17 protein-coding genes are annotated in these 18132 nt (G+C 44.2%); 14 read left to right on the top strand and 3 right to left on the bottom strand.

Features of this window, described 5'->3' with window-relative positions:
• Positions 1 to 2929: ribonuclease E (gene rne, locus L1286_RS07440; RefSeq protein ID WP_235406273.1), on the bottom strand; the 2929-nt coding region annotated here is incomplete at its 3' end.
• A 545-nt stretch (positions 2930 to 3474) separates the two neighbouring features.
• On the opposite strand from rne, the gene rluC reads away from it, so the two are divergent.
• Together rluC and L1286_RS07430 are read left to right on the top strand one after the other, a co-directional pair.
• Positions 3475 to 4437, top strand: coding sequence for a 23S rRNA pseudouridine(955/2504/2580) synthase RluC (gene rluC / locus L1286_RS07435; protein WP_235406272.1), 963 nt, complete (start codon positions 3475 to 3477; stop codon positions 4435 to 4437).
• Positions 4427 to 5068: an HAD family hydrolase gene (locus L1286_RS07430; RefSeq protein ID WP_235406271.1), complete on the top strand. Its 642-nt coding sequence runs from the start codon at positions 4427 to 4429 to the stop codon at positions 5066 to 5068. Before rluC ends, L1286_RS07430 begins: the two co-directional genes overlap by 11 nt.
• On the opposite strand, the gene L1286_RS07425 is transcribed toward L1286_RS07430, so the two are convergent.
• Positions 5048 to 5644 carry a Maf family protein gene (locus L1286_RS07425; protein ID WP_235406270.1) on the bottom strand — a complete coding sequence of 199 codons (597 nt, stop codon included), beginning with the start codon at positions 5642 to 5644 and terminating at the stop codon, positions 5048 to 5050. The genes L1286_RS07430 and L1286_RS07425 overlap by 21 nt on opposite strands.
• A gap of 121 nt (positions 5645 to 5765) precedes the next feature.
• On the opposite strand from L1286_RS07425, the gene yceD reads away from it, so the two are divergent.
• From yceD to mltG, 9 genes are all read left to right on the top strand, one after another.
• A complete protein-coding gene (yceD, locus tag L1286_RS07420) occupies positions 5766 to 6290 on the top strand; it encodes a 23S rRNA accumulation protein YceD (RefSeq protein ID WP_235406269.1) in 525 nt (174 codons plus the stop codon).
• Positions 6291 to 6300: 10 nt separating this feature from the next.
• Positions 6301 to 6471, top strand: coding sequence for a 50S ribosomal protein L32 (gene rpmF, locus L1286_RS07415; RefSeq protein ID WP_023400289.1), 171 nt, complete (start codon positions 6301 to 6303; stop codon positions 6469 to 6471).
• Between the two features lie 11 nt (positions 6472 to 6482).
• Positions 6483 to 7529 carry a phosphate acyltransferase PlsX gene (gene plsX, locus L1286_RS07410; RefSeq protein ID WP_235406268.1) on the top strand — a complete coding sequence of 349 codons (1047 nt, stop codon included), beginning with the start codon at positions 6483 to 6485 and terminating at the stop codon, positions 7527 to 7529.
• Between the two features lie 149 nt (positions 7530 to 7678).
• Positions 7679 to 8605, top strand: a complete 927-nt coding sequence (fabD, locus tag L1286_RS07405) for an ACP S-malonyltransferase (RefSeq protein ID WP_235406267.1) — start codon at positions 7679 to 7681, stop codon at positions 8603 to 8605.
• 12 nt (positions 8606 to 8617) lie between these two features.
• Positions 8618 to 9364 carry a 3-oxoacyl-ACP reductase FabG gene (gene fabG / locus L1286_RS07400; protein WP_235406266.1) on the top strand — a complete coding sequence of 249 codons (747 nt, stop codon included), beginning with the start codon at positions 8618 to 8620 and terminating at the stop codon, positions 9362 to 9364.
• A 209-nt stretch (positions 9365 to 9573) separates the two neighbouring features.
• A complete protein-coding gene (gene acpP / locus L1286_RS07395; protein WP_010374019.1) occupies positions 9574 to 9810 on the top strand; it encodes an acyl carrier protein in 237 nt (78 codons plus the stop codon).
• 80 nt (positions 9811 to 9890) lie between these two features.
• Positions 9891 to 11129: a beta-ketoacyl-ACP synthase II gene (fabF, locus tag L1286_RS07390; RefSeq protein WP_235406265.1), complete on the top strand. Its 1239-nt coding sequence runs from the start codon at positions 9891 to 9893 to the stop codon at positions 11127 to 11129.
• Between the two features lie 62 nt (positions 11130 to 11191).
• Complete coding sequence (gene pabC / locus L1286_RS07385) at positions 11192 to 11956, top strand: aminodeoxychorismate lyase (RefSeq protein ID WP_235406264.1); 765 nt, start codon at positions 11192 to 11194, stop codon at positions 11954 to 11956.
• On the top strand, positions 11953 to 12933 hold the full coding sequence (gene mltG / locus L1286_RS07380; protein WP_235406263.1) for an endolytic transglycosylase MltG: 981 nt from the start codon (positions 11953 to 11955) through the stop codon (positions 12931 to 12933). Before pabC ends, mltG begins: the two co-directional genes overlap by 4 nt.
• A gap of 33 nt (positions 12934 to 12966) precedes the next feature.
• On the opposite strand, the gene L1286_RS07375 is transcribed toward mltG, so the two are convergent.
• On the bottom strand, positions 12967 to 14541 hold the full coding sequence (locus L1286_RS07375; RefSeq protein ID WP_235406262.1) for a hypothetical protein: 1575 nt from the start codon (positions 14539 to 14541) through the stop codon (positions 12967 to 12969).
• Between the two features lie 376 nt (positions 14542 to 14917).
• Between L1286_RS07375 and L1286_RS07370 the strand changes: the two genes are divergently transcribed.
• The 3 genes from L1286_RS07370 to L1286_RS07360 all read left to right on the top strand — a co-directional run bounded on the left by L1286_RS07370 (position 14918) and on the right by L1286_RS07360 (position 18127).
• Entirely contained in the window at positions 14918 to 16792 is a 1875-nt protein-coding gene (locus L1286_RS07370; protein ID WP_235406261.1) for a DUF885 domain-containing protein, read from the top strand.
• A gap of 152 nt (positions 16793 to 16944) precedes the next feature.
• On the top strand, positions 16945 to 17565 hold the full coding sequence (locus L1286_RS07365; RefSeq protein ID WP_235406260.1) for a serine hydrolase domain-containing protein: 621 nt from the start codon (positions 16945 to 16947) through the stop codon (positions 17563 to 17565).
• Between the two features lie 22 nt (positions 17566 to 17587).
• Positions 17588 to 18127: a serine hydrolase gene (locus L1286_RS07360; RefSeq protein WP_235406259.1), complete on the top strand. Its 540-nt coding sequence runs from the start codon at positions 17588 to 17590 to the stop codon at positions 18125 to 18127.
• Positions 18128 to 18132 lie beyond the last annotated feature (5 nt).

Raw genomic sequence — 18132 nt, 5'->3', positions numbered from 1 at the left:
CAGGGACTTCGGCTTGCTCAGCAACAATTGCTTCGGCCACAGGGGCTTCGGCTTGCTCAGGAACAACTGTTTCAGCCACAGGGGCTTCGGCTTGCTCAGCAACAATTGCTTCGGCCACAGGGGCTTCGGCTTGCTCAGCAACAATTGCTTCAGCCGCAGGGGCTTCGGCTTGCTCAGCAACAACTGTTTCAGCCACAGGGACTTCGGTTTGCTCAGCAACAATTGTTTCAGCCACAGGGGCTTCGGTTTGCTTAGCGAGAGGCGCTTCAACTTGCTCAACAACAGGTGACTCAGTTGTTTCAGCGGTCTGTTCGGCTACGACTCTTTCCTCAATGTGTGCTGTCTCTGCAATCACATCGTCTTGCCCCGAATCCTGTTCAGGCTGTGTTTCAGTGCGTTGTTGCGCCTCAAACTCAGCAGCAGCCTGATCCGCAACAGGCACAAATACAGGTGTTGAAGAGCGGTTTGGCCCATCACTGCGTTTACGGCGTTGTCCTGCTGCTCTCAGATGACGAGGTGAGCGTCTAGAACGCGTTTTTGCTTCGCGCTTATCACCTTGCATGTCTTCTTCAGTTTGACTTACTTGCAGTTGGTCGCTTGGTTCCGCAGTTTCAACAGGCGTTGTAACTTCCTCTACTTGAGATTCAACAATCTTCGATTCTTTCGCCGTGTCATGTGCTTGCTTTACTTGCACAGTCTCTGTCGCGGTTTCAGCAGCTGTTTCTTGCTTAGGCGCAGACACCGGAGTGGTTTCAACCGCGACGGTTTGTTCAACTTTCGCAGGTGATTCGGGCTCCGAGACAGTGTGCTTGACGTCATTCGTAGATTGCGTTTTTTGTTGCTCAGACTCTACTCTCACTTTCTTGCGTAAGTTTCGTCTTTGGCGACGCTGCTTAACAGGCTTCTCTTTGGCTTCCTGTTGCACATCATCTTTTTGCTCGTTTGTTACAACGTTGTTTTTCGCTTTGTCACCGTCAGTGCGCTTACGGTTGTTTTGGCGACGACGCTTGTTACGATTCTCAGAGCGCTCTTGCGTTTCATTGCGTTCTTTCGTTTCGTTCTTTGCTGAATCATTTGATGCATTGGCATCTTTTTGTGATTCATTGCGTCCTTTGCCTTTACGGCGCTGGTTGCGGCGGCGGTTATCATGCTTACCACGACGCTTGTTCTGTGGTTTCTTCTCTTCTTCTTTAGGTTGCTCTTCTTCCGCAGAGAAAAGGCCCTTCAACCAGTTACCAACTCGTGCTAATAAACCAAGCTTCTGTTCTGCAGGTTTAGCAGGCGCTGAATTGGTTGTATTTTGTGGTGGGGCTGGTTGTGCCGCAGGTGCCGGTGCCGAAGGCATAGGTACACCTTTTAACGCAGGCTCTTCTTTTTGCACCACGGGTGCCATTTGAATTTCTACAGCTTCAGCTTCAGGCTCTGCAACTTGCTCATAGCTGGCAAGCTCAGGTACATCATCCTTACGCAAACGCACGACTTCATAGTGTGGCGTTTCTAAGTGTTGATTTGGAATGATCACCACATGACAATTGTGACGCTTTTCAATGCGCTGTACTGCGCGACGTTTCTCATTCAATAAAAATGAGCCAACTTTTACGGGCACTTGCGCATTTACTTGCGCTGTATTTTCTTTAATCGCTTCTTCTTCAATTAGTCTTAAAATTGACAGGGCGATTGACTCGTTTGAACGAATTGTGCCTTGACCGCTACAGCGTGGACAGGTGTGCTGGCTGGCTTCACCCAACGACGGACGTAGACGTTGGCGTGACATTTCTAGTAAGCCAAAGCGTGAAATTTTGCCAATTTGTACACGGGCTCTGTCTGCGCGCACGGCTTCTTTCAAACGATTTTCAACTTCTCGCTGATGACGCGGAGGTGTCATATCGATAAAGTCAATAACAATCAAACCACCTAAATCACGGAGCCTAAGTTGTCTCGCGATTTCATCGGCAGCTTCTAAGTTTGTATTGAGTGCTGTTTCTTCGATATCGCCGCCCTTGGTTGCTTTTGACGAGTTGATATCGATAGATGTAAGGGCTTCTGTCGGATCAATGACAATTGAGCCACCTGAAGGTAGTCTTACTTCACGTTGGAATGCGGATTCGATCTGGCTTTCAATTTGATAGTGCGTGAATAGCGGCACATCATTTTTGTAAAGCTTAACACGATTGATGAAATCGGGTCTAAAGCGTTCGATATGGGCTTTAGCTTCATCAAATACGCGTTGTTTATCAATTAGAATTTCACCAATATCACGTCGTAAGTAATCACGGATCGCTCTGAAGATGACATTGCTTTCTTGGTGAATTAAAAACGGCGCTTTACGGCTTTCAGCAGCTTCTTGGATTGCTTGCCAGTGCACAAGTAGTGCTTTCAAATCGTACTCTAATTCTTCGAACGATTTGCCTACACCAGCCGTTCGAACTATCAGTCCCATTCCCTTAGGAAGCTTTAAACGGCTCAGGGCTTCTTTAAGCTCGATTCGCTCATCACCTTCGATTCGTCTCGAAATGCCACCTGCGCGAGGGTTGTTTGGCATCAATACCAAATAACTACCAGCGACGCTGATAAAAGTCGTTAAAGCGGCCCCTTTTTGACCACGTTCCTCTTTATCTACTTGAACGATGACTTCCTGACCTTCTTTAATTACATCTTTGATGTTTGGGCGGCCATTGAAAGTGTAACCTTCTGGGAAGTAGGTTTTCGCAATTTCTTTAAGAGGAAGGAAGCCGTGACGCTCTGCGCCATAATCGACAAATGCAGCTTCAAGGGAGGGTTCGATTCGAGTGATTTTGCCTTTATAGATATTGGCTTTCTTTTGTTCGTGACCTGGGCTTTCTATATCTAAATCATATAGGCGCTGGCCATCAACCAGTGCAACGCGCATTTCTTCTTGCTGCGTCGCATTGATTAGCATGCGTTTCATATTCTTATGTACTCTATTTACTTTAATTTACCTACCAACTATTTGCTTTATTTTGGTCCGGTAAATTTAACTTACACCATTCTTGTGCGCCAATGCAGGCTGTTTAAGTGTTCCTGTTACTGATGCAGTCTCACGACTGGGGAGAAGGGAACTTAGTCTGTTTTAACACTTACTGCCTGATCTCTTCAAAGGCGGGTTAAAAATTAGCTTTCACTTTGCCTACAGAACTCGCTCGGGTTAAACAAACCCACAAATCTACACAAGACACGATAATTTTGCTTCTATTTACTTGTTTGTCGTGTATGGCCGTAATGGATGAACTGTTACACGCTTCACCTTATGCCAATCACACGTAATAATTGTATTGAGTCGGAGATAAAAGCTTTTGAAATATTAGCTCTGATCTGTATGATCCTCCACCCAAGATGTGCATCACGACAGTATATTTGCGATAAAAAGCAATGCTCGCAAAGTTTGCGAGGCGATTATCCCACTAATAACTGTGCGATAGCAACTAAATTATTACTCAAATCAGTGATTAGGCAATGTCAGAAAAGAATGCTTTACAAGTTACCTTCGTAACTATCACCGAAGATCAGCTAGGACAACGCATTGATAACTTTTTGGTCACGCACCTTAAAGGGGTGCCAAAAAGTGCGGTTTACAAGATCTTAAGAAAGGGCGAAGTACGCGTTAATAAGAAGCGCGTTAAGCCAGTCTATAAGCTACAAATGGATGATGTAGTCAGGATCCCGCCGATAAAAACGGCGGAAAAAAGTGAGTTTGTACCGAAAAACCTAGATAAGGTTGCAAACCTCGAAGACTGTATCTTGTTTGAAGATAAGTATCTGATTGTTATAAATAAGCCGTCAGGGATGGCCGTGCATGGTGGCAGCGGGTTAAGCTACGGATTAATAGAAGCAATTCGTGCACTGCGTCCACATGAGAAGTCTTTAGAGCTGGTGCATAGATTGGACAGAGATACATCTGGTTGTTTATTGATTTCTAAAAAACGCGCTGTTTTAAAAGGGTTACATGAGCAACTCCGTGAAAAAACCATGGAGAAAAATTACTGGGCTTTGGTTGCAGGGGAATGGTCTGCAAAACACAAAAATGTAACAGAACCGCTGAGGAAAAACACGCTTAAATCTGGAGAGCGTGTCGTGCGTGTTGACCATGAAGAAGGCAAAGCGTCACATACTCGATTTAGGGTCTTGGAGCGATTTGCTGGGGCTACCTTGGTACAAGCTTCTCCTGTGACAGGACGCACCCATCAAATCCGTGTACATACGCAGTGTAAGGGGCACCCCATCGCCTGTGATGATAAGTATGGTGATCAAGCATTTGATGCACAAATGCGCAAAAAAGGCCTTGGCAGACTGTTTTTGCATGCGCGTGAGTTACGTTTCTTTCATCCTAAAACAGAGACGACCTTGCATGTAGAAGCTCCTTTGGATAAAGCGCTGAATGCATGCTTGAATACGTTAAGAGGCAAGCATGAAGTATAAATTGGTCATCCTTGATTGGGATGGAACCGTCATGGATACGGTTCCAAAGATAGTCAATACCATCAATATGGTGGCTGACCAGTATTCAATTCCTCGGGAAACGGAAGAGAAAACAAAAAGTATTATTGGCTTATCTTTGGAGACTGCGTTGGAAACTTTGTTTCCAGCCCATGCCCATCGCAGTGCTGAGCTCGCGACTACTTACAAGCACATATATAAAGAAGTAGATACCACGCCCACTTATTTGTTCGAGGGCGTTGAGAAAGTCCTAAAGGTATTAACAAGCGCCGGTGTGAAAGTGGCCGTTGCGACGGGTAAAAGCAGGGTAGGCTTGAATCGACTGCTCGATGAGACAAATTTGGCCAACTACTTTGTGACCACAAGAACAGCCGATGACGCAGAATCAAAGCCAAGCCCCGACATGCTAAATCAAATTATGGCAGAGCTTGGCATTTCGCCATCTGATGCTGTAATGATTGGCGACACCACCATTGATATGGAAATGGCGCGCGGTGCTAAAGTCGATGCAATTGGCATTACACTGGGTGTCGCATCGGGTACTCAGTTGGAAGCTGCGGGGGCGACGTTTATAGCCAACCAATTTGAGCAACTAATTGGCGGCCTGTGCTAATACGTCGACTCCAAATTCGGCAAACGACTTTGTTAATTCGATCAGTGGGAGCCCAATCAGTGTATTGGGGTCTTCTCCCTCGAGTTTTTCAAATAGGCAGATGCCTAACCCTTCGCTTTTAAAACTACCCGCGCAGTTGTATGGCTGTTCTAAATCAAGGTAATTTGAGATTTGTCTGTGTGAAAGTGTTCTAAAATGAACATGGAATGGCACAACTTTGGTGATGCTTTTGTTTTGTTCTATCGAGTAGAGGCTAAGACCGGTGTAAAAAGTCACAGAGTGTCCGCTGAACATGGTAAGTTGCTTTATCGCGTTTTCTATGGTGTGTGGTTTGCCTAGAATCTGCTCATTAAATACTGCCACTTGATCAGAGCCAATCACAAACCCTTTATCGTACCGACCGATGGCCGATTTTGCTTTATTCTCACTCAATCGATGCACTAACTCTTGAGGTGATTCCAATTCTGTAGGCGATTCATCAATATCTGGTGAGAAACTATCAAATGCAAGCCCTAATTTTTTTAAAATTTGCTGCCTAAAAGGTGAGCTAGAGGCTAATATAATAGGTGTGTTCATAAGCGAATGGGTACCTGAACTAAATAATTGACACAAGGATAAGCATTAGTAGTCGAAAAACAATAGGAAAGTTTATTTTTACTTTGACTAAACCACTAACAATCTATATGATGCAGCCCCTATGCAAAAGGTGAAAATTCCCATCACTCTTGATCCAGGCAGGGCAGCACAGCGCCGAGCCAGTTATGACGGCATTGTGAAGCTTGAAGAACTTTCTCGACTGCAGCAAGTTGTGCAGGATCAGGTAGGTGAAATAGCGGTAACTATTCATTGCGATATTGATCAGCAAGGTTTGGTGGTGGTTCGAGGCTCAGCTCGAGCGCGACTGACTGTGTTGTGTCAACGTTGTAATGATGAATTAGGGTTGGATTTGGCTCAAGACTTTGCGTATTCGCCAGTCGGATTAGGTGCAGAGTCGGAAGATCTTCCTGAAAGCTACGATGTGGTGGAGTTAGATGAAGAAGGCGAAATCAATCTTCGACAAATTATTGAAGATGAGTTGATTTTGGCGATTCCTATAGTTCCTATGCATGATGAAGCTTCGTGTTCATTTTCTGATAAGCCAGCAAGCTTTGGTGAAATTGAAGCAGAAGAAAGTAAACCAAATCCATTTGAGATTTTAAAACAACTTAAGAAAGATTCTTAGGAGAAGGCTAATGGCGGTACAAAAAAGCAAAGTGACACGTTCACGTCGTGGCATGCGTCGTTCACACGATGCTATCAGCGGACCAGCTTTAACTGTAGACCAAGTTTCTGGTGAGACTCATCGTCGTCACCACGTAACTGCTGATGGTTACTACAAAGGCGTTAAAGTAATTTCTAAGTAAGAGATTGCTTGATGCTGACTAATCTAACCATCGCGTTAGATATGATGGGGGGCGATTACGGCCCCCGTTCATCTATTCCTGCGGCAATCCTCGCCGTAAAAAAATATCCAAATTTGACTTTGTTACTTTGCGGTAATGAAGATGTATTGCGCAAAGCCTTACAAAAAGAACAATACTTAGACCATCCCAGACTCCTTATCAAACACTGCGAGCAAGTTGTAACGAACAACTGTGAACCTGCACATGCATTACGGAATAAACGTAATTCTTCTATGCGTATTGCGCTCGATATGGTGAAATCTGGACAAGCTCAGGCATGTGTTAGCTCGGGCAATACTGGTGCGTTATTGTCGATGGCACATTATGTTTTAAAAATGCTACCAGGCATTAAACGACCAGCTCTCATTACATCCATGCCAACCGAAAAGAAGCAGCCCGTCTACTTGTTAGATTTAGGGGCTAATGTACTGTGCGATCCGGAGACGCTGTTCCAATTCGGCATTATGGGATCGATTGTGGCTGGGGAGGCACTTGATAAAGCCAATCCGAAGGTGAGTTTGCTAAACATTGGCGCAGAAGATATTAAAGGGCATGATGGCATCAAGCAGGCTGCTAAGTTAATGTGTGAATGTGAGCACTTGAACTACCAAGGTTATTGTGAAGGCAGTGACATCTTCTCAGGTAGGTCAGATGTGATTGTATGTGAGGGGTTTGTTGGCAATATTGCACTGAAAACCTGTGAGGGAATTGCCAAACTTATCATGCTAAAATTCACGAATGCGCTTAAAAAACACTTTTTTTACAAGGTTCTTGCATTTTTACTACGGCCGGTGATAAAAAAACTCTATAAAAAGGTGAACCCCGACCAGTATAACGGAGCAAGTCTGGTAGGATTGCGTGGTATTGTCGTTAAAAGTCACGGAAATGCTTCGAATAAGGCATTTTTAGCAGCGATCGATGAAGCTGTTAGAGAGGTTAATCGACGCATACCCGAAAAGATACAGACTGCTTTTGAAAAAATGGCAAAAACAGAAGAAGCTTCCGTTAGTCAAGATTAAAACAATTCTGGCGATGGGCCGCTTTTGTCGTTTTTCATCATTGAGTCTGAAAGTAGAAATCCAAGTCATACCACTGATGAGTGCTTACCGATGTTGGTGATGCAATGCATGTGAGTATGCAAAATGAAAACGAGTTAAAAGAGCATCGTATGTCACAAAAAATAGCTTTACTTTTTCCAGGTCAGGGCTCTCAGAGCGTAGGCATGTTGTCAGAGTTACTAGCATCTTCTGAAGTTGCACAAAATACTTTTGCCGAGGCGTCAGAGGCGCTAGGGTATGATTTACAAGCTTTGGTATTGAATGGCCCTGAAGAAGAGTTAAATAGAACAGACAAAACACAGCCTGCTTTATTAACTGCCAGTGTCGCAATCTTCCGTCATTGGGCTGAAAAAAATGTAGATGCTGAATTGGTGCTCGCAGGCCATAGCCTAGGCGAATACTCTGCCTTAGTGTGTGCCGAAGTGATCAGTTTAGCTGAAGCGGTAAAATTGGTAGAAAAGCGTGGTTTGTACATGCAAGAAGCCGTGCCAGCTGGTACGGGCTCAATGGCTGCCATCATTGGTTTAGATGATGACACCATCGCGAAGGTGTGTGCTGATGCGGCGCAAGACCAAGTTGTTTCACCTGTGAACTATAATTCGCCGGGTCAAGTTGTAATTGCAGGTCACAAAGAAGCTGTTGAGCGCGCAAGTGAAGCGTGTAAAGAAGCCGGTGCGAAACGTGCTTTACCATTGGCGGTAAGTGTGCCTTCACACTGCGAGCTTATGAAGCCAGCAGCAGAGCGTCTTGCTGAAGATTTGGCGAAATTGGAATTTTCTGCGCCTAAATATCCAGTCATTAATAACGTCGATGTTGCAGTAGCGAAAAGTGCTACAGATATTAAAGAAGCGTTGGTTAAGCAGTTATTTAGCCCTGTTCGTTGGACTGAAACAGTGCAGAAACTTGCTGCGGATAACGTGACTACCGCGTATGAATTTGGCCCAGGTAAAGTACTAACTGGTCTGGCGAAGAGAATTGATAAGTCTGTTAAATGTGCTGCTGCTAATGATATAGCGTCAGTTGAAAGTGCGGAATAATAGAGAAGAAAAATGTCAAATATTTTTGGTCTAGAAGGTAAAATTGTTTTAGTGACTGGTGCAAGTAGAGGCATCGGTAAGTCAGTAGCACAAACATTGGTTGCACAGGGTGCGACAGTGTTGGGTACTGCGACGAGTGATTCAGGTGCAGAAAAAATCAGTGAGTATCTTGGTGAAAACGGTAAAGGATACAAGCTGAACGTCACAGATGTTGAATCAATTGATGCTGTATTAAAGCAGATAAAAGCTGATTTCGGTGACATAGATGTGCTTGTTAACAATGCGGGTATCACGCGCGACAACTTACTTATGCGTATGAAAGACGATGAGTGGACTGATATCATTGACACAAATTTAAGTGCAATCTATCGTTTATCAAAAGCGGTACTTCGCCCAATGATGAAGAAAAAGTGTGGCCGTATTATCAACATTGGTTCGGTTGTTGGTACAATGGGTAATGCGGGTCAGGCAAACTATGCAGCTGCTAAAGCAGGTGTCATTGGTTTTTCTAAATCATTGGCTCGTGAAGTGGCATCTCGTGGTATTACTGTTAATGTCATCGCACCGGGCTTTATCAAAACTGATATGACTGATGAGCTAACTGATGAGCAAAAAGCGGCAACGCTTGCAAACGTGCCAGCAGGTCGTTTAGGACAGCCTGAAGAGATTGCAGCAGCAGTTGCATACTTAGCGTCAGATGCTGCGGCGTACATTTCAGGCGAAACATTGCATGTTAATGGTGCGATGTATATGGTTTAAAGATTACAATTTAATTTAAATTTTTGTGATCTTGCCGCAAACGAGCTTGAAATTGGGCTTAAAATAGGCGATAAAGTAAAAAAATATTTCGTAACAGGTTTGACCAGACAAAAAAGTCATGGTCAATCCTTGAATCCATACATGATGCGCCGTAAACTACGCCGCAATCTGAAAATTAACGCAAAAGCGTTTTAATAAAGGAAAGAAGAATGAGCGACATCCAAGAACGCGTAAAAAAAATCATCGTTGAACAACTAGGTGTTAAAGAAGAAGAAGTTAAATCTGAAGCGTCTTTCGTAGACGACCTAGGTGCTGATTCTCTTGATACTGTTGAGCTAGTAATGGCTCTAGAAGAAGAGTTCGACACAGAGATCCCTGATGAAGAAGCTGAGAAAATCACGACTGTTCAGGCAGCGATCGACTACGTTACTGCTCACGCTGAGTAATTAACGGATCTGAAGGGCAGCACTCGCTGCCCTCATTCATTCTACCCCCGCAAAATTCAAATCCCTTTTTGGAGGAAACCGTGGCTAAACGTCGAGTCGTAGTAACTGGCTTAGGTATGTTGACGCCGCTAGGTAATGATGTTCAGTCAACCTGGCAAGGCCTGTTAGAAGGTCGCAGTGGCATTTCAAATATCACGCATTTTGATACATCGAGTTTTGGAACTAAGTTTGCTGGCTTGGTCAACGACTTTGATGCGACAGAATACATGTCCAAAAAAGACACAAAAAAAATGGACTTGTTTATTCAATATGGTATCGCAGCTGGTGTCCAAGCATTAAAGGATTCAGGTTTAGAGATCACTGATCAAAACGCAGCACGCGTAGGCGTTGCAGTCGGTTCAGGTATTGGTGGTCTAACGCTTATCGAAGAAAATCACCACAAATTAATTGCAAGTGGTCCTCGTAAGCTTTCTCCGTTTTATGTGCCATCAACTATCATTAACATGATTTCTGGCCACTTATCCATTATGCATGGACTAAGAGGGCCGAACATTTCAATCGTCACGGCATGTACAACGGGTTTACATAACATTGGTCATGCGGCGCGAATGATTGCATATGGCGATGCTGATGCAATGGTTGCAGGTGGTGCAGAAAAAGCATCTACTCCAATTGGCATGGGTGGATTCAGTGCTGCACGTGCGCTTTCTACCCGTAATGATGATCCACAAGCCGCGTCTCGTCCTTGGGACAAAGATCGTGATGGTTTTGTACTTGCAGACGGCGCTGGCGTAATCGTACTTGAAGAGTACGAGCACGCTAAAGCACGCGGTGCAAAAATTTACGCTGAACTTGTTGGTTTTGGTATGAGTGGAGATGCTTATCACATGACATCACCACCTGAAGATGGGTCCGGTGCTGCACTGGCGATGGAGAATGCCTTAAATGATGCTGGTGTTAATGCGGAGCAAATCGGTTATATCAACGCTCATGGTACATCTACACCAGCGGGTGACATCGCCGAGACTTCAGCGGTCAAATCGATTTTTGGCGATGCTGCAAACAACGTAATGGTGAGTTCATCGAAGTCAATGATGGGCCATTTATTAGGAGCTGCGGGTTCTGTTGAGTCGATTATCAGCATCCTATCGTTGGTTGACCAAAAGGTATCGCCAACGATCAACTTAGACAACCCTGATGAAGGGTGCGATTTAGACTATGTTCCGCATACAGCGCGAGATGCTAAGCTTGATTATGCTTTGTGTAACTCGTTTGGTTTTGGTGGAACAAACGGTTCCTTGTTATTTAAAAAGATTTAAATTAAATATCAAGACTGAGATAAGCCTGGCTATGCCGGGCTTTTCTATTTTTGGAGAAACGTATGGACATAAGTGACAAAGACCGTGGATTGAATTATGGAGATGGCTTTTTTACAACGGTAAAAATAGACTCCCAAAAGCTTTCTTTATGGCATTATCATCTGGCACGACTCCAAGAATGTGAAAAAAGACTGGGCTTTCCACCGTTGGACTATGCCCAATTGACTAATGAATGTCTAGAGATCGCACGGCAGCGCAAGAGGGGGTTTTTGAAGGTATTAGTTACCCGGGGTTGTGGCGGAAGAGGGTATGGTGTACCAGAAGAACCGAGCCCAAATCTCATTATCACGCAAGGGGAACTACCAAGCCATTATCATGACTGGCAGCAGAAGGGCGTGTCGCTCGGTTACAGCGAGATACAGCTGGGGCATCAGCCTTTATTCGCAGGGCTTAAAACACTTAATCGGTTGGAACAAGTGATGATTAAACGCGGAGCGCAGCACAGTGCATTTGACGATGTCATTGTCGAAGACATAGCCGGTAATGTAATAGAAAGCTCGGCAAGTAATATTCTAGTAGTTAAAAACGGTCGCGCCTTTACGCCAAAATTAGATATGTGTGGCATAGCCGGTGTATATTTACAACATGTGTGCAGTCAATTTAAAGTGACAGCGCAAAGGGTACAGCGGCAGGACTTAGCGCAGGCGGATGCCATCTATCTATGTAACAGCCTGATGGGACTTGTGCCAGTTAAATCACTAGACAAACAAATATTTGATGTGCAAACTGCTTTGCAATTAAAAGAAGAGATAGAAGCACCTGAATGATCCGCTACGTGTTGTTTGTTGTTGCATTATTAGCCTCCATTGTTGTTTTTTTGAGTTACAGTCTGTATGCGCGGATACATAATGAGCCTTTGTCTCTTAACCAGCAATATGTACAGATAGAGAGCGGAGATACGTTCAACCAGCTATGTAATAAATGGCAAGCAGAAGGTGCGTTAGATAGCTGTTTGCCTTACAAGTTGTACAGTAAGTTAAACCCAAACCTTTTTACTTTAAAAGCGGGCGTATATGAGATATCCGCCCTGACGGTATGGTCAGCTATCAACAAAATCAACAAAGGCATTAAGGCTGATTTCACTTTTACAATTATTGAAGGTGAAAGTTATCAAGCCATTGTTGAAAAACTAAAAGGGCGCGAATTTTTGGTTTTTGACATACCACAAGTTGATGTCGAGGCTCATTTTCAGTTTGGTAATGCACACCCAGAGGGATGGTTGTATCCTGAAACGTATCATTATGAGGGAGGGACAAGCGCATCAGCATTGCTAACTAGAGCGCATAATAAAATGAAGCGCCAGCTTGACGAGGTGTGGACGAAAAGAGAGGCGGATATTCCGCTTAAAAATAAATATGAAGCCCTCATATTGGCCTCGATTATAGAAAAGGAGTCAGGGAAGGCTGCAGAGCGCAGTACCATCTCCTCTGTATTTCACAATCGGCTGAATAAGGGCATGCGGCTTCAAACAGATCCAACCGTCATTTATGGCTTAGGAGCGAGGTATCAGGGTGACATCAAACGTGTTCATTTAAAAGAGCATACACCGTATAACACCTATCGCATTAATGGTTTACCACCCACACCGATTGCTATGCCATCACAGGATGCGCTGTTGGCTGCAGTGCAGCCAAAAAAGACGGATTATTTCTACTTTGTTTCAAAAGGCAACGGCGAGCACCACTTTTCTAAATCACTGAAAGAGCACAATCGGGCTGTCCGTAAATACATTTTGAAGAAATGAATTAGAAAGGCCGCCCTAGGACGGCTTGTTCACTTATTTATTTTCAAACTCAACGGTCAGTGTCTGGTTTGAGGTGAGATCTTTAAAGGTATACTCTGTCAGTGCGCCTATATTGATACCATTGAGCGTGACACTTTTGACTCGCGCGTTTGCTGCCGCCTCAAATAAAAAAGTTTGTCCTTTGTGAGGGCTGACCAATACATCACCAAACGTATCACCTGAGGGCGTCACGGATCCTAAGTGTATCACTTTGGTTGCTTGTTTCTTGGTAATTAACTTCCATGGGTCATAGTCTATCGCGAGTGTACCTGGTGCCGTGTCTGCATACCATTTGGCTTCGAAGTATTGACCGTTATGATATACTTGGTCGCCTTTGCGGTAGACATTGCCTTGGGTGAAGGTGGGGCTGGCGCCAATACTCTGTACAGTCACGACTTTACCATCTGTCAGTGGTTTTGGGTTTCTCATCCATTCCACAATATCTTTAAAGGGCACGACACGCACCACAGGTTGGCCATTTACTTTTAAGCTCAATGCGTAGTGAATAAACTCTTCAATTGCTTGTTGGCGCTCTAGATAAGTGGTTGCTCGACCCCCTTTGTCATACTCAGCAGCGTAAATATTTGCATGTGCACCGTATAGTAAAGGAGAGCGATTTCCTGCTAAGCGCAAGTGTAAGTTATGTTTTAAGATCTCAAGTACTTCTTCTTTACTCATCGCACTACCAACCCACATATTGGTATCAAACGCCACCATTTTGCCGCCAAGAGGCTTTTCGAAGACATTTGAAGGGAGTTGCCAAAGGCCTGGGAAATTGCCTACATCGGGTTTACCAACCCGTTTGGTTGGTGTGCCATGATCCATCGTATAAGGCCATGGGTTATTGGTACCGTTATATTGGCTGCCCCAACCTTCTTCGATGCTTGTATCGTATACAAAATGACCCTTCACCAGAGCCGAGAAAAGAGCATTATTGTGATTGAGGTATGGTGTTCTAAATCCGACAATCTCGTTTCTAGGAATACCTGGTCCAGCTGCGTCGTTTGCGCCAGTATCTACTTCAGTCGCATCAAACGGTTTACTTAGCCAAGTCTGTGTAACGGTCAGCTCTTCGATCCATTCTTGCTCGGAGAAGTTATTGGTATCCGGTCCTCCATCTCGATGGCTCCATGTGTGGTTGCCAATTTCGTGGCCATTTAACCATGCTTCTCTCCAGGCGTGTTTAATTCCGACAGGATCATTCGCGATTGATTCAATGTACGAGGGTGTATTGTAAAAGCTGAACCTAATGGGGCTACCATCAAACGTGGCAGTGTTGTTTGTACCTGTCGCATTATGCAGGTTTCGCGTAAAGTCGATGATCCAATCCATCCCCTCTTTTGAACCGTTATCATCAAAGCCAATTGAAATAAAAAGCGGTACCTGAACAGGCCTTAATTGGGAAGGCGGCATTTGGCTCCAGGGCTGATAGTCGGTGTAGTTATAGTGTGCGTTGTGCGCTTGTGTACTTGGGTTATGTATAGAGGTATCGAGCGCGTGTACGTGGGGTGCCACGGTTATACCAGCAATTATCCCGAACGCAATTGAGGTGAGCTTAAACTTCATCATTATTTCCTTTTTTGTGGCCAATCCTGAAATCACATATAGATTTTAGGTTAGGGCAATGCATTTTTAAGAAGTCGATTTTTCAGCACAATTGTACCTATAATGACATTTATTAAACTTTGATTTAGAACATGGTTGCGCGCTGTATAGTCGTGGTGTCTATTTTTATAAGTATTATTATCAATGGTTTATTTATTTAAATTGGTGTCGAGATAACGTGTAATTAAGTCTTATGAATTTGATATTGTTGCTTATCATGCAGTATGGATTTGTCCAAGTTAAGCGGTTGCCCAATACTTGTCTCATATGGCTGTATATTGTCTACAAATATGCTATTTCTATAGCCGAAATTAGTTAATATACTCTGGGAGTGGCTCACATGAATAAGCTAAACGCACTCGCTTTAGCGGTAATAATAGGTATAACTGGATGTGCACAGGAAACAACCTCCAGCAATATAAAGAGCGGTGTTCAAGTGGCGTCGCAAAACGCGGTCAGTCGCCAGGACGTTGATAAGGTCGTTGAACAATATACACGCGAATTCATCGCGCATCAGCCTGCAATGGCGACTTCACTTAAATTAGACAGTGCCGATTATGGTGTGTACGCCAATCGTCTACCGGATTATTCCGTGGCAGGGATGCAAGCTTTACAAATTGATATGGACCGCGCGGCGGCGCAATTAAAGCAATTACAATCTGCGGCATTGTCTGACAGAGACCTTTTACATGTCCAAGTGAATGAAGTAATCGCGCGCTATTACGCTGGCGATAAGGTATTTGCAGCGGGTTACGTAGACACGTGGGGTGGCCATTTACCTTATATTGTGAACCAAATATCTGGTCCATTGATGGATGTACCGAGTGTACTGCAAAATCAGCATAGTATTGAAAGCGAAGAGAATGCGAAAGCCTATGTTGAGCGACTTGGTGCGTTCGCTCACATGGTGGATCAAGTAAGAGAAAAAGTACTTGCCGATGCCAAGCGTGGTGTTATTTTGCCAAAGCCATTATTTCCAAATACGCTGGCTTATTTAAACGGGTATACGCAGCCTGATGCAAACGAGCATATATTAGTCACCTCTTTTAAAGACAAGCTAAATAGCCTGAATGGTTTAAGTGAACAAACGAAGAATAGCTATGTAGAAGCGGCTGCTGATGTCATGGCTAACCAGGTTTATCCTGCATTTAAACGCGTGACTAATGAAATGCAATCACTAGCGCAGCAGGCTTCCAATAAAGTTGGGATTTGGGCGCAGCCCAATGGCGAAGCGTTTTATCAGCATGCCATCACTTATCTTGCAGACTCTGATATGACCGCTGAGCAAATTCATCAAGTTGGGCTTGCCGAGGTCGACCGTATTAGCAAAAGAATGGACGAAATTTTGCGTGCCAATGGCTATACCAAGGGCTCTGTAAGCGACCGTATGAAGCAACTCAATGAAGAGCCGCGCTTTTTATTTGACAATAGCGACGCAGGGCGCCAAGAATTATTGGCATTCTTAAGAGGCGAAATTGAAGTGATTAATGAGAAAGCGCCACAGTATTTCTCAACGTTACCGCCGCAAAAAGTAGAAGTGAAGCGTATTCCTGTTGAAGTTGAAGCGGGCGCACCTGGTGGCTACTATTATGGGCCGTCGTTAGATGGCAGTCGCCCTGGTGTCTTTGCCATTAACTTGAAAGATATGAAAGCGGTACCGAGCTTTGGCTTGAAAACCTTGACTTATCATGAGGCAGTGCCAGGTCATCACTTCCAAATAGCCCTGAATATGTTGCAAACGGATATTGGACTGATGCGCCAAAACGCTTCATTCAATGGCTATATTGAAGGGTGGGCACTTTACTCTGAATTACTCGCTTATGAAATGGGGATGTATGAAAATGACCCATTTGGTGACTTGGGTCGATTGCAAGCGGAAGCCTATAGGGCTGCGCGTTTAGTAGTTGATACGGGACTGCATTTCAAAAAGTGGAGTCGCGATGAAGCGATCGCTTACTTCGCTGAAGCAACTGGTTCTGCCATGAGTGATGTTGTCCCTGCGATTGATCGATATATAGCTTGGCCCGGTCAAGCGCTAGGTTATAAGCTGGGTATGCTCAAGTTTGAAGAGCTGAGAAAAGAGGCACAACAAGCATTGGGAGACAAGTTTGATATGACTTCTTTTCATGATGAGATCTTATTAAAAGGTGCTCGCCCACTGGCTTTGGTTGAAAAAGATATCGCGCGTTGGGTTGAGAAGCGCAAGTCGATGTAAGAATGTGTATGCTTAATAAGGGCCATTGGCCCTTTTTTTAGCGAAAAAATTAATATTGATACACATTGGTACATTTGGCGACCAGCGGATACGTATTCAAATTTTGATGCACCATATACCTGATTCAAAAGAACAACGATATGGAAACCAAAATGAGTCAACCAAAATGCACAGCTTTGATTACATTTTCTTTGTTAGGGCTAAGTGCCTGTGGCAGTATCACCAATGAAAACACACTCCCTCAACCTGACCAAGAAATAAAGCCATCACCGCAACAAGGGGTTAAGCGGTTTCACTATCAGACACTGATAAATAACCTGATTTCACATGAAGTTCATGGCATCATTTTACATGTCTCTTCACCCAGCGATACATTTACCTCAAGCGCTGGCGTTGCTAACTTAACGACGCAAGAAGCATTGCAGCCAAGTGCAGTTTACCATTTAGCAAGTAGTGGAAAAATCTTTACTGCATTATTAGCGGTGCAATTGTGTGAGGAAGGGCGCTTAGACTTAGATATGACAATAGACAACTGGTTGTCACATGATATAACTCGCCAGATACAATATTCAGATCAAATCACGCTCAGGCAGTTACTCAATCACAGTAGCGGCGTTTATAGTTACTCGGACCCCGACAGTAAGGACGCTTATGTTGAATTTGTTATGGCAAATTATAAAAGCGGTATTGCCAATGAGGACTTACTAAGATTTGCCTATGGGCACCCAGGCTACTTTAAACCTGGGGAAGGGGGGTCAATATTCGAACAGTAACTATGTGCTTGTCGGGATGATAATGGATAGTGTGTTAGACCACCCTAACGCACTGGCGATGCGAGATAAAATCATAGACAGGTTAGCGCTCAATGATACCTTTTCGGTTGGCATTGAACATCATGTTGCACAGCTTACACCCGGTTATGAAAAACAAGCAGGGGCATTTATAAATACAGGTCCTATATTAAGCAAGGTGACAGCCGCTTCAACCCCTATCGCGTCATCTGTACTCGATGTTGCGGCATTAATGAGAGGTATTTTTAGAGATGAAGTTTTGCTGTCTCAAGCGGCGCGAGAGGCGCTGTTGGGAGATGCCAGCCGAGTGAAGGTGTCGGCGAATCTAGATTATGTATTGGGGCTTTGGAAGGAACAGTTTAATGGCTACACGGTGTTTCATCATAATGGTGGCAATCATGGATATATATCAAATAATATCTACGTACCTGAATTAGATGTGAGTATCGTGTATTTTCTTAATTGCGGGCTCAGTGAACCATGTATACATGCCTTTAACACGATTGAGCAGGTCGTCAAACGCCATGTTATTGTAAGTCAATAACGAGA

It is taken from the genome of Pseudoalteromonas sp. SMS1 (genome assembly GCF_021530565.1).
Classification (GTDB): domain Bacteria; phylum Pseudomonadota; class Gammaproteobacteria; order Enterobacterales; family Alteromonadaceae; genus Pseudoalteromonas.
The sequence above is the reverse complement of the archived record's forward strand: the minus strand, read 5'-3'. Positions and strand labels throughout refer to the sequence as shown.

Excerpts from the sequence above, each read along its gene's own strand:
- rluC (WP_235406272.1), top strand. The coding sequence starts at position 3,475 with ATGTCAGAAAAGAATGCTTTACAAGTTACCTTCGTAACTATCACCGAA.
- L1286_RS07430 (WP_235406271.1), top strand. The coding sequence starts at position 4,427 with ATGAAGTATAAATTGGTCATCCTTGATTGGGATGGAACCGTCATGGAT.
- L1286_RS07425 (WP_235406270.1), bottom strand. The coding sequence starts at position 5,644 with ATGAACACACCTATTATATTAGCCTCTAGCTCACCTTTTAGGCAGCAA.
- yceD (WP_235406269.1), top strand. The coding sequence starts at position 5,766 with ATGCAAAAGGTGAAAATTCCCATCACTCTTGATCCAGGCAGGGCAGCA.
- rpmF (WP_023400289.1), top strand. The coding sequence starts at position 6,301 with ATGGCGGTACAAAAAAGCAAAGTGACACGTTCACGTCGTGGCATGCGT.
- plsX (WP_235406268.1), top strand. The coding sequence starts at position 6,483 with ATGCTGACTAATCTAACCATCGCGTTAGATATGATGGGGGGCGATTAC.
- fabD (WP_235406267.1), top strand. The coding sequence starts at position 7,679 with ATGTCACAAAAAATAGCTTTACTTTTTCCAGGTCAGGGCTCTCAGAGC.
- fabG (WP_235406266.1), top strand. The coding sequence starts at position 8,618 with ATGTCAAATATTTTTGGTCTAGAAGGTAAAATTGTTTTAGTGACTGGT.
- acpP (WP_010374019.1), top strand. The coding sequence starts at position 9,574 with ATGAGCGACATCCAAGAACGCGTAAAAAAAATCATCGTTGAACAACTA.
- pabC (WP_235406264.1), top strand. The coding sequence starts at position 11,192 with ATGGACATAAGTGACAAAGACCGTGGATTGAATTATGGAGATGGCTTT.
- mltG (WP_235406263.1), top strand. The coding sequence starts at position 11,953 with ATGATCCGCTACGTGTTGTTTGTTGTTGCATTATTAGCCTCCATTGTT.
- L1286_RS07375 (WP_235406262.1), bottom strand. The coding sequence starts at position 14,541 with ATGATGAAGTTTAAGCTCACCTCAATTGCGTTCGGGATAATTGCTGGT.
- L1286_RS07370 (WP_235406261.1), top strand. The coding sequence starts at position 14,918 with ATGAATAAGCTAAACGCACTCGCTTTAGCGGTAATAATAGGTATAACT.
- L1286_RS07365 (WP_235406260.1), top strand. The coding sequence starts at position 16,945 with ATGAGTCAACCAAAATGCACAGCTTTGATTACATTTTCTTTGTTAGGG.
- L1286_RS07360 (WP_235406259.1), top strand. The coding sequence starts at position 17,588 with ATGGATAGTGTGTTAGACCACCCTAACGCACTGGCGATGCGAGATAAA.